The sequence below is a fragment of the Actinoplanes sp. HUAS TT8 genome, assembly GCF_051380535.1.
Classification (GTDB): Bacteria; Actinomycetota; Actinomycetes; order Mycobacteriales; family Micromonosporaceae; genus Actinoplanes.
In genome coordinates, this window is the sequence record NZ_CP195646.1 from 4,339,417 (window position 1) to 4,351,227 (window position 11,811).

General features: G+C 68.5%; 8 protein-coding genes. 6 read left to right on the forward strand and 2 right to left on the reverse strand.

Going from position 1 to position 11,811, the window contains the following annotated elements:
* Positions 1–10: 10 nt before the first annotated feature.
* Entirely contained in the window at positions 11–1,204 is a 1,194-nt protein-coding gene (locus ACSHV8_RS19590) for a globin domain-containing protein (protein ID WP_436535112.1), read from the forward strand.
* Positions 1,205–2,299: 1,095 nt separating this feature from the next.
* Here the strand turns inward: ACSHV8_RS19590 and ACSHV8_RS19595 are convergent.
* Positions 2,300–3,781 carry an MFS transporter gene (locus tag ACSHV8_RS19595; protein WP_436535114.1) on the reverse strand — a complete coding sequence of 494 codons (1,482 nt, stop codon included), beginning with the start codon at positions 3,779–3,781 and terminating at the stop codon, positions 2,300–2,302.
* Between the two features lie 107 nt (positions 3,782–3,888).
* Between ACSHV8_RS19595 and ACSHV8_RS19600 the strand changes: the two genes are divergently transcribed.
* On the forward strand, positions 3,889–4,428 hold the full coding sequence (locus tag ACSHV8_RS19600; protein WP_436535116.1) for a TetR family transcriptional regulator: 540 nt from the start codon (positions 3,889–3,891) through the stop codon (positions 4,426–4,428).
* Here ACSHV8_RS19600 and ACSHV8_RS19605 read toward each other — a convergent pair.
* Complete coding sequence (locus ACSHV8_RS19605; protein ID WP_436535118.1) at positions 4,412–4,666, reverse strand: DUF3040 domain-containing protein; 255 nt, start codon at positions 4,664–4,666, stop codon at positions 4,412–4,414. The two genes, ACSHV8_RS19600 and ACSHV8_RS19605, sit on opposite strands and share 17 nt — an antisense overlap.
* Before the next feature lie 114 nt (positions 4,667–4,780).
* Here ACSHV8_RS19605 and ctaD point away from each other — a divergent pair, with 114 nt between their 5' ends.
* The 4 genes from ctaD to ACSHV8_RS19625 all read left to right on the forward strand — a co-directional run bounded on the left by ctaD (position 4,781) and on the right by ACSHV8_RS19625 (position 11,804).
* Positions 4,781–6,550, forward strand: a complete 1,770-nt coding sequence (gene ctaD / locus ACSHV8_RS19610; protein ID WP_436535120.1) for an aa3-type cytochrome oxidase subunit I — start codon at positions 4,781–4,783, stop codon at positions 6,548–6,550.
* A 592-nt stretch (positions 6,551–7,142) separates the two neighbouring features.
* A complete protein-coding gene (locus tag ACSHV8_RS19615; protein WP_436535122.1) occupies positions 7,143–7,487 on the forward strand; it encodes an effector-associated constant component EACC1 in 345 nt (114 codons plus the stop codon).
* Positions 7,484–10,720: a caspase family protein gene (locus ACSHV8_RS19620; protein ID WP_436535124.1), complete on the forward strand. Its 3,237-nt coding sequence runs from the start codon at positions 7,484–7,486 to the stop codon at positions 10,718–10,720. The genes ACSHV8_RS19615 and ACSHV8_RS19620 overlap by 4 nt, the downstream gene beginning before the upstream one ends.
* 7 nt (positions 10,721–10,727) lie before the next feature.
* Positions 10,728–11,804, forward strand: a complete 1,077-nt coding sequence (locus ACSHV8_RS19625; RefSeq protein ID WP_436535126.1) for a patatin-like phospholipase family protein — start codon at positions 10,728–10,730, stop codon at positions 11,802–11,804.
* Positions 11,805–11,811 lie beyond the last annotated feature (7 nt).

An 11,811-nucleotide genomic window follows, 5' to 3' on the forward strand; every position in this document is an offset into this window, starting at 1 on the left:
TGGTCGGACAGTGCTGTCCAAGACCGCTCGGCCGATCGTCCAACGCACGCTTCCGATCGTCGGCGAGAACATCCACACGATCGCCGAACGTTTCTACGCCCACATGTTCGCGGCCCACCCCGAACTGCACGACGGGGTGTTCAATCGCGGACATCACGCCGAGGGCAGCCAGCCCAAGTCCCTCGCCCTGTCGGTGATCGTCTTCGCCGACGCCCTGGTCGCCAACCCCGGCCGCCTGCCCGGCCGGCTGCTCACCCGCGTCGCCCACAAACACGCGTCGCTCGGCATCCGGCCCGAGCAGTACCAGATCGTCCACGAGCACCTGATGTGGGCGCTGTTCGACGTGCTCGGCCCGGCCGCAGCCACACCCGACGTGGTGCTGGCCTGGGACGAGGTCTACTGGCTGATGGCCTACGCGCTGATCAACCGCGAACGCGGCCTCTACTCGGCCCGCGGCGTCACCGCCGAACGCGTGTGGCGCCGCTGGCGGGTCGCCGAGAAGATCACCGAGACCGACGACGTGGTCGTCTTCGTCGTCCGCCGCATGGACGACCGCCTGGTCAAGACGTCCCTGCCCGGCCAGTACGTGACCGTCCAGGTCCCGATGCCCGACGGCATGCGCCAGCCCCGGCAGTACAGCCTGATCCGCGCCGACGACGGCGAACACCGCTACTTCGCGGTCAAACGCGACGGCGAAGTCTCCACCTTCCTGCACGACCAGGTCCACCCCGGCGACGAACTCACCCTGAGCGTCCCCTACGGCGACGTCGTCCTCGACGACAGCGGCCGCCCGGTCATCTTCATCTCGGCCGGCATCGGGGTCACGCCCATGGCCGGCATGATCTCCCACCTGGTGGCCGCCGGCTCCCATCTGCCGGTCATGCTGCTGCACGCGGACACCAGCGAGGCGACGTTCCCCCTACGCCGCCAGATCGTGGACGACCTGTCCCACCTGCCCAAATCCGAACTGCACGTCTGGTACGAAAGCGGCGGGGCGGACACGCTGCCGGTGACATCGGCACACAGCGGGACACTTGATCTCGGCGAGGTGCCGCGGCCTAAACGGGCGCTGTACTACCTTTGCGGGCCGCTGCCGTTCCTTGAAACGGTGCGGGGGACACTGCTGGAACGTGGGGTGGCACCGCGCGACATCCAATATGAGATGTTCGGGCCGGACCTCTGGCAGGCCGACACCGACTGCTGAAAAACAATCATTGCCTACGTCCGCCGGGGTACAGATCGTCGCTCCCGCGGGGACCCTTCCAGGCTGAGCAGGGCGCTGGCGCGCCCAGGGCGCTCAGCCTTCCAGGGCGATGTGATGGGGTGGTTGCGCTTAACCCAAAAACCTGGGGTGGTGCTCGTTATCCACACCCGGGGTTGTCCACAGGCCGTCGGCATGATCTTGGGGTTCCGGGCGATACTTACGGCAGAGGCGGTGGCCCCCCAGTGGTGGGTGGGTCCTATTCACTCGGCCTCGCCGGCGCTCGATGCCGTCGCCAGTACCCGCCGTCCGCCTGCGGCCGCCACCCGCGCCCGTCACCGCTCACGCTTGCTCACGCTTGCTCACCAGCCAGCATGCGCTCCGAGCACGGTGGCAGCCGCCGCCCACGGCCGCTCCCGCTCACCCCAGCTAGCCAGCCAGCATCCGCTCCGAGCGCGGTAGCAGCCGCCACCCACGGCCGCTTCCACTCACCCCCGCTAGCCAGCCAGCATCCGCTTCGGCCACGGTGGCAGCCGCCGCTCGCTGCCGTCGGCAGTCACGGTTGCTTCGTGGGTACGCCGGGGGTCGCGGGACGCTCGCGGCGCGAGCTCCCGGCCGGCTCTCAGGGGTGCCTCGCCGTCGCCGGGCACGACCCCAGCGTGTTCCGGGACAGCCGCCACCACCAGCTCGGCCGACCCAGCTGGCACTCACGGTCGCTACAAGGCCCCCAAGCAGCCGCCACCACCAGCTCGGCCGACCCAGCTGGCACTCACGGTCGCTACAAGGCCCCCAAGCAGCCGCCACCACCAGCTCGGCCGACCCAGCTGGCACTCACGGTCGCTACAAGGCCCCCAAGCAGCCGCCACCACCAGCTCGGCCGACCCAGCTGGCGCTCACGGTCGCTACAAGGCCCCCAAGCAGCCGCCACCACCAGCTCGGCCGGTCCGGCTGGCGCTCACGGTTGCTGCGAGGCCTCCGGGCAGCCGCCGTCACCAGCTGAGGTGGGATGGGTGGGGGCGGGGCGCGGAGATGGCCGGCCCTTCCGCGCGTGGGGCGGGAGGGCCGGGCTCAGGACGTACCTGATAAGCGGGTTTTGATTTATTTCTCGGCGTGGTGCAGGTGCGGGAGGTGGATCTCCGACGGCTCGTCCGGGAGGTCGGAGACGCCGGCGGCGAGGGCCTGGTCGTGGCGGCGGCGGGCCGAAGGGACGGCGAGGGCGGCGGCGACCGCGAGGACGGCGACGCCGGCGCAGGTCCAGAAGCCCATGGTGAAGGCGTCGTCGGTGGGCAGGCCCTGAGCGGTCGTGTTGGAGGTGATCACGGCGGCGACGACGGCGGTGCCGATGCTGCTGCCGATGGTGCGGGCGATGGTGTTGACGCTGGTGGCCTCGCCGGTCTGGGCCGGCGGGACGGCTTCGATGATGGCGTTGGACATGGCCGCGAAGGCCAGGCCGATGCCGGTGCCGGTGAGGACGCCGGAGGCCAGGACCTGCCAGATCGCGCCGTGGCCGAGGGCCGGGAGGGTGAAGGCGGCGACAACGGCGACGGTGCCGAGGAACATCGGGAGCTTCGGGCCGAAGCGGCGGGACAGCAGGCCGGCCAGCGGGCCGAAGACGACCATCATGACGACGGTCGGGAGCAGGAACAGGCCGGACTGCGAGACCGACTTGCCGAAGCCGTAACCGGTGACCGCGGGCAGCTGCAGCAGGGTCGGAACCAGCAGGAACGTGCCGAACATGGCGAAGCCGAGGATCATCGCGACCAGGTCGGTGGACCAGACGGCGCGCAGCTTCATCAGGCGCATGTCGACCAGCGGCTCGGCGACCCGGAGCTCGACCAGGACGAACACGACGAGCAGGACGGCGCCGGCGGCGAGCAGGCCGATGGTGCTGCCCGCGCCCCAGCCCCAGCTCTGGCCCTTGCTGATCGCCAGCAGCAGCGAGACCAGGGAGACCGACAGCAGGATGGTGCCGATCACGTCGAGGCGGCCGGGCTTGCGGACCGGCGATTCGGGCATGCCGAAGATCGCGCCGAGCAGGGCGATCACGACCAGGACGAGCGGCAGCCAGAACAGCCAGTGCCAGGAGAGGTGTTCGACGATCGGGCCGGCCGCGACGATGCCGACACCGGCGCCGATGCCGAAGATCGCGGAGAGCAGGCCGACGACGACGCCGACCTTCTCCCGGTCGAGTTCGTCGCGGACGATGCCGATGGAGAGCGGGAGGATCGCGCCGGCCGCGCCCTGCAGAACCCGGGCGACAATCAGCACGGACAGGTTCGGCGCGAGGGCGGCCAGCAGGGTGCCGGCGGCGAGGATGGCCAGGACGCCGATGAGCACGCGGCGTTTGCCGACCATGTCGCCGAGGCGGCCGAGAATGGGCGTGAGCACGGACGCGGCCAGCAGGTAGGCGGTGATCACCCAGCTGCCGTCGCCGGCCGAGACCTTCAGGTCCCGGCTGATGGTCGACAGCGCGGGCGCGACCAGCGACTGGAGGACGGCGAAGGCGAGGCCGCCCAGGGACAGGTAGAGGACCAGCAGCGTGGAGTTCACCTGTGGGCGCTGCGCGGTGGTTGTGGTCACGGGGTTCCCCTGGGGAGGTGTGGATGTAATTCCTGGATTACTTAGACGCCCAGTATGGGACCAGGGTGGCTAAGTCATCCAGGGATTACATCAGTTACCGTTCTCACATGAGACGCCGGGACTCGGCCGCCACCAAGCAGCTCCTGCTGGACGCCGCGCGCCGCCGCTTCGCCACGGGCGGGTACGCCGCGACGTTCATCCGGGACATCGCGAGCGACGCCGGGGTGAACGTCGCGCTGATCGCCCGCTACTTCGGCAACAAGGAGGGCCTGTTCCGCGCTTGCCTGGCCGGCTCCGCGGACGAGCTGGAGCGCGACGTCGCCCAGGACGTCGCCATCGACCAGCTGCCGATGATCATGGCCCGGCACCTCACCGACGCCCGCAGCGAGCAGTACTCGGCCCGACTGATGCTGCTGCTGCGCTCCTCCGGGGACCCGCGGGCCGAGGAGATCCGGATCGCCACGCTGCACTCGTTCGCCGAGCGTCTGGCCGAAGCCGGCGGGTCGACGGTGCTCGACGCACAGTTCGTCGTCGCCACCATGGTGGGACTGACGATCCTGCGCGCGGCCGGGGTCGCGCCGCTGGCCGACGCCGGTCAGGAGGAACTCGTCACCCGGCTCCAGCGGATGATCAGCGCGATGCTCTGACCCGCCGGAGCAGCACGAGCATCACCACGGCGGCGGTCACGTTGATGGCCACCAGCGCGGCCCGCGGCCCCAGGAACAGCCCCAGGAACGGCAGCGTCAGGAATCCCGCCACGCACACCACCGAGACGGTGGGGAACGGGCAGTCGGGCGATCGCATCCGGCTCACAAAGGCCGGATCCGCGGCGCAGAGCCGCTCTTCGATGTCCGCGAGCACGCGGCGGTCCTTCTCCTCCAGCATGCCCTCCCCCTTCCGGATAAAAGAGGAATAGCCGATCTGGCACGAATTAAAGCGTTAGAAGCCTATAACAGAGGGTGAGCAGTAGTTCTCCGTATGCGCAGCCGAGGAGGCTGGATGACCACCGTCGCCCCGAGGCCTACCCCCACCAGGCCTCATCCGGTCCGCCGGCAGGTGAGAGGGTCAGCACTGGCCCGGACCATTCGCACCACCGATGCGAAGCAGATCGGGATCATGTACATGGTCACGTCGATCATCTTCTACGTCATCGGCGGCATCATGGCGCTTCTCATGCGCGCCGAACTCGCCCGTCCGGGCATGCAGATCCTGTCACCGGAGCAGTTCAACCAACTCTTCACCATGCACGGCACCGCGATGCTGTTGTTCTTCGCGACCCCGATCGTGTTCGCGTTCGGCAACTTCGTCGTCCCCATCCAGATCGGCGCGCCCGACGTGGCGTTCCCGCGGCTGAACGCGTTCGCCTACTGGCTGTACCTGTTCGGTACGCTCATCGCGATCAGTGGCTTCGTGACCCCGGGCGGCGCGGCCGACTTCGGCTGGTTCGCCTACACCCCGCTCAGCGACTCGATCCACTCGCCCGGCATCGGCGGCAACTGCTGGGTGGTCGGCCTGGCCCTCTCCGGTCTGGGTACGATCCTCGGCTCGGTCAACCTGATCACCACGATCCTGACCCTGCGGGCACCCGGCATGACCATGTTCCGGATGCCCATCATGTGCTGGAACATGCTGGTCACGGCCCTGCTGGCGATCATGGTGTTCCCGTTCTTCGCAGCCGCGCTCTTCGCCCTGGCGGCCGACCGGGTGCTCGGCGCGCACGTCTTCGACGTCGACACCGGCGGACCGATGCTCTGGCAGCACCTGTTCTGGTTCTTCGGCCATCCCGAGGTGTACATCATCGCGCTGCCGTTCTTCGGCATCATCACCGAAGTCATTCCGGTCTTCAGCCGTAAACCGCTCTTCGGCTACAAGGGACTCGTCGCCGCGACCATCGCCATCGCCGCCCTGTCGATGAGCGTCTGGGCCCACCACATGTACGCCACCGGCCAGGTGCTGCTGCCGTTCTTCAGCTTCCTGACCTTCATGATCGGCGTGCCGACCGGCATGAAGTTCTTCACCTGGATCGGCACCATGTGGCGCGGCCAGGTCAGTTTCGAGACACCCATGGTGTGGGCGATCGGCTTCCTGGTCACGTTCCTCTTCGGTGGCCTGTCCGGCATCATCCTGGCCTCGCCGCCGATGGACTTCCACGTCTCCGACTCGTACTTCGTGGTCGCCCACTTCCACTACGTGCTCTTCGGCACGATCGTGTTCGCCGTGTTCGCCGGCATCTATTTCTGGTTCCCCAAGATGTTCGGCCGGATGCTCGACGAACGACTCGGCAAACTGCACTTCTGGCTGACGTTCATCGGTTTCCACACCACGTTCCTGGTGCAGCACTGGGTGGGCACCCGGGGCATGCCCCGCCGCTACGCCGACTACCTGCCCACGGACGGCTTCACCGGCCTGAACACCATCTCGTCGATCGGCTCGTTCATTCTCGGCGCGGCCACGCTGCCGTTCCTCTACAACGTCTGGAAATCCTACAAGGTGGGCGCTGCGGTCACCGTCGACGACCCGTGGGGCTACGGCAACTCCCTGGAATGGGCGACCAGCAGCCCACCCCCGCTGCGCAACTTCGACAAGATGCCGCGGATCCGCTCCGAACGGCCGGCCTTCGACCTGAAATTCCCGCACCTGGCGGCCGGCGAGCAATCCCTGGCCGGGCCGCCCGAGGGGGGAGCACGGCCGCTCCGTAAGGAATCGGACGGCGGGGCGACGTATTCGGAGGACATCGCGGCCGATCGCGACCGTAAGAAAAAACGCTGAACCATCCCGGCTCAAGGCCGCCCACATGCTGGAGCATGTGGGCGGCAATTTTTGTACGGTGTTCCGGCCGCGCTCACGCCGCGTCTCGCGGCCACGTCGAAGATCGTCCAGGGCCGGCGCCCCGGGAACCCCGCCGAGCAAGCGACCCGGCGCGCGTGCGATCGCAAGCAAAAATACGACAGTTACCCCGAGTACTGAATCAAGACTCCGGGCTCGTGGCGAGATCGGCGCAGTTCCAGGTACCGCACTCCCCATAAAGATCTTTTCTCCGGACGAGAGCGCGCACCCTCGCGAATTTATGGGGGTTTTCCTGCTACTGACGCTCCGCAGGAATCCTCTATGGTGGGCGCACAAAATCATCTAGTCACTCCGCGGAACTGGATCACCCGCCCTCGCCAGTGACCCACCGTGACGGAAATAATCCAGCTCCGTCCACGCTCCCGGATCCCTTTCCGGCCCTACGTCTTGATCATTTATCGGAGAACTCTGTGAATCACTCACGACTGCACCGACAGCGGCTTTGCCCTCTGTCCTCGCCCCTCACGGCCGGCACGATCGCCCGCTCCGAGCCAGTGCGCCCAGGCGGCGCCGGATGAGCGAGATCGAGATCAGGGTCGCGGACCTGGACTGGCTGGAAGACGACCCGCGGTGGCGCAGTCAACGGCTGGAATTGATCACCGCTCTCCGCGATGCGCCGGATATTCGCCTCGATGAGGCGTCCGATTCCGGCAAGGGGGCGGCGGAGACCGTCATCGTCGCGCTCGGTTCGGCGGGCGCTTTCACGACAATGATCGAGATCTTCAAGGCGTGGATCGGCACCCGGCCGAATCGAACCATCATGATCAAGAGGAAGAACGGCGATTCAACGATCGAATTCACCGTGAAGAACATCTCCACGGCCGAGGCGATGAAGCTGCTCGAAAGGTTCAAAGAATGAGGGGTCGCGCACTGTTGATCACCTGCGGTTCGTACGACGACCCTCGGATACGGCCGCTGAGGAGCCCGGCCCTGGACGGGCGGCTGCTGGCCGGCGTGCTGAGCACACCAGGCATCGGCCTCTTCGACGAGCAGGACGTGGATACCCTGCCGGACCCCACGAGCACGGTCGCCCGGCAGCGGATCAACGACCTGCTGCGCTCGGCGCAGACCGGGGAAACCGTGCTGATCTACTACTCCGGCCACGGCCTCACCTACCAGGACTCCATCCACAACCTCTTCCTCACCACTCGCGACACCGATCGTGATCAACTTCTTACGACGAGCGTGGACACCGGCTTCATCAACACCGCCGTCGCGGGCATGGCGAAAACGGTCCGGGTCGTTCTGCTGATCGACGCGTGCTCGGCCGGCGCACACCAGGTCGACCCCACGCTGACCACCCAGCTCTACGTCATCGGGGCCGTGGCCGCCGACCGGGAGGCGCCCGACGGCACAACCGAGGAGCCCAGCCCGTTCGCCGTCGCGGTCGCCCGTACCCTGCTCGGGCTGGAGACGCCCGGGACCGACCCGGTGACCGTCGACGACGTGTACGATGCGCTGCGTCGCCTGGGAGACCGGGTGCCGTTCCGGTCGGCGATCTCCAGTGGCACCGTCGAGCTGACCGCGCTCAGGACCGGTACGGATCAGGCCGGCGAGGAGAATTTCCGCCGGGAGTTGCAGTTCGCGCGTTTCCCGGAGGCCCGTCACGCGAAGCGGGCAGTCGACGACCTCACCGACGAGGCACGCGAAGCCTGCCGGGACATGCAGGTGGTCCCGGAAGACTCCCCCGTCTCCGAGCGGTGGGTCACCGCATGGTGGGGCTCCCCCGACGGACGTCACCTGTCCGAACCGGAGAAACTGCTCGAAGACCTGATTGATCGACGACTGGTCGAGGTGACCGTGCCGGCGCGGAAGGGCCACGGCCGACTGGTGGCGCTCCGCAAGCCGGCCCGGGCCATCCTCTCGGTGGGTTTCACCGGCGACCGGCGGCGCCAGGCGTACGACTCGATGGTCAGCACCGCACGTGGCATGCTGTTGCCCGCCGGTGAGCCCGAGGCCTGGTGGCTGCTCCCCGCCGAGCCCGAGACTCTTTGGGGTCGGATGCCCCGGCACCTGGAGAACGCGGGCCGGACAGCCGAGGCCGACCGTCTTCGCTGCGATCCGCGGTGGATAGCGCTGCGGATCCGTCGAACCGGATCGGTCACCAAGGTGCTCGGTGAACTCGACAAGATCAGCCGTCGGACGCCCGACGCCGCCCGGTTGCACCGGCATCTCCTGCGCGCCCGGCACCTGATCGACCCGGTCGCACGCCGAGCCGCCCTCACGACGACCCTGTTGAGCCGTCTGGTGGGATGCGAAGCACTGATCGCCGAACTCCGCGGGCCCCGGCTCACCGCCGAGTGGCCTTTGCCGGACGTACCGCATCCGGCCCAACTCGTCCTGATCCGCCCGGCCGGGGCGCAGACGGTGCCACTGGCAACCACGCCGGCCATCCGTTGGCTGGTCACCGCCGGTCCCGAGGGAATCGGACGCTGGGACCCGACCACGGGTGATCCACTTCCGTCACGGACCGACCCGGCCGGCGGCACTCCGCACTGCTGCGCGGTCACGACCGACGGTCAGTTCGTGGCGGTCGGCGGCGAGCAGGGTGTCCGCCTGCACACCCTGCCCTCCGGAGAGCCCGCCGATGACGACACGACGGCCCGGGTGGGACGGGTGCGCGCCTGTGCCGGAGGCGAGGGCCGCCTGCTGGTGGCCGGCTCCGACAACATCGCCCGCCTGCTCACCCTCACCGAGCACGGCAGGGTCAGCCAGGACAACGGCGCCACAGTCGAGCTTCTCGGCCACAGCGACGTGGTGAACTGCTGCTCGATGCGAGGCGATGTGCTGGCCACCGGGTCGGACGACTGGACCGTCCGGCTGTGGACTCCCGAAGGGGAAAGCCACGGTGAACCGCTCGACGCCGACGGAGCGGTTCTGTGCTGCGTGCTCACCCCCCACGGCGACCGGGTGATCGGGGGCACCGACAGCGGCGCGGTGGTGGAGTGGAACACCGAGGGCTCAGGTCCACAGCCGCTCTACCGGCACACCGGCGCCGTGCGCTGCGCGACGGTCGACCCAGCCGGTCGGTGGGTGGCGACCGGCGGTGAGGACGGGACCGTCCGGGTCGCGCCGGTGACCGGCGGGCTCGGCGGCAGCTACGGCAAACCTACGATCCTCTCCGGTCATAGAGGTGCGGTCACCCAATGCGCGGTCGCATCCGACGGCTCGTGGCTGGCCACCGCCGGTGACGACGGCACGATCCGGATCTGGGACCCGTTCGTCCGCGAAACCCACACGCCCACGATCCGCACGGAACCGGCCCGTTTCTGCGTGCCGGCGCACGGTGGCGAGTGGTTCCTCACCGGCGGCCCGGGCCGGGCATTGCACCGGTGGGACCGGAATGAGCCGGACGCCCCGGCCGAGGTCTGGGACTCCCGGGTCACCGCCGCCGCGATCAGTGCCGACGACCGGCTGCTGCTGGTCGGGACGTCGGACGGGCTGCTACGACTGTTCGTCGGAACCAAACTGACGCACACGTTCCCGGCCGCCGGAGCGCCGATCACCGCCTGTCACCTCGCCGATGACGGGAGTTGGTTGGCCGCCGGTCTGCTGACCGGTGAGATCGTGGTGCATTCGCTTCTCGACGACAGCGCGGCGCCGACCCGGCACATCGTCGACCGCTCGCTGATCCGGGCCCTCGCCGAGTCGCCCGAGGGCCGGCTCGTCGTCTTCTCCCGCCGGGGTACGCGCGCGATCGTCAACCCGCACGACACGGCGGCCGGGATCATCCGTCACGCCCAGAACGACCAGGTCCACGCCGCGCAGACGTCGCCCGATGCCTTCGTGCTGACCCGGACCGACGGCAGCATCGCCGGCGGATCGTTGGCTGCGGTGCCGATCGTCCGCCCGTTCACTCCCGAGTCCAGCGCCGGCCCACTGCGTTTTGTGGCCGCCGCGGTCGATCGGGCCGGGAATCGGCTCGTCACGGCCGACACCGGCCGATCCGTCCGCGTGTGGGACGCCGACGGACGCCAAATGGCGGAATTTCCCTCGGACCAGGACGTGACCGACTGTCGCTGGCTCGACGACTCGACCGTCGTCGCGGTCGGCGACGCGGGCGTCCACCTGCTCACCTTCCACGAGAGTTGAGGTCAGCATGGCGAATCTGATTCCCGCACCGCGGGTGCCGCTCCCCGGCCCCCAATGGGCCGGGGACCATCCGGTCCTCCAGGTGCTGCGCAAACGGCGGGCCGCCGGTACCGGTCCCGGCCGACACGGCGACGGCAACCGACTCGCCCTGGCCGTCGAGGGTGGCGGCTTACGCGGCGTGGTGTCGGCGGCAATGCTGCAGGCCCTGGAGGATCTCGGTCTGCGCCATTGTTTCGACGCGGTCTTCGCCTGCTCGTCCGGAGCGGTCAACTCGGCGTACTTCCTGGTCGGTGAGACCTGGTACCCGGTGTCCATCTACTACGACGACCTGACCAACAGGCAATTTCTCGACTTCCGCCGTATGCTTCGCGGCCGTCCGATGATGAGTCCGTCGTATGCGCTCGACACGGTGGTGCACACGATCAAACCGCTCGACTACGACGCCGTACTGGCCTCGCCGGTGCCGCTGCACGTGATGGTCACCAACGTGGACGCGCTACGCACCGAAGTGATCAGCGAATTCTCGTCGACCAGCGACTTCCGCGAAGCGTTACGTGCCACCATCTGGCTTCCGATAGCGGTACCGGGCGCGGCCCCGTTCCGCGGGTACCGGGCGGTCGACGGTGGTGTGCTCACGGCGCACCCCTTCCAGGTCGTGCCCCGCACCGGTGACCAGGCGTTCACCCACGTGCTGTCGCTGAGCACCCGGCCGATGGGCACCACCCGACGCCGGGTCACCCTCTTCAACCGCTTCGTCGGGTCGCGGCTCAACCGGCTCCGAGCCGGGCTGGGCACCGGCTACCTCGAGGCCGTTCACGTCTACCGGCAGGCGCGACACGAGGTCGAGGCTCAACGGCTTCACCCCCGGCCGGATCCGTACATCCTCGATCTCGCGCCGTTGCCCGGACAACCCGAGGTCGCACGGCACGAGATGAACCCCTGGCTGCTGATGGAGGGCGGGCGAGCCGGATACGAGGCGGTGTACTTCGCTCTCGAAGGCGTCCGCCGTCGAGCGATGCCCCGGCTCATGGTGCCCGACCACAACCGGTCGGACTTCCGCTTCCCGCTCGACCTGGACCGGTGAGGCCTTC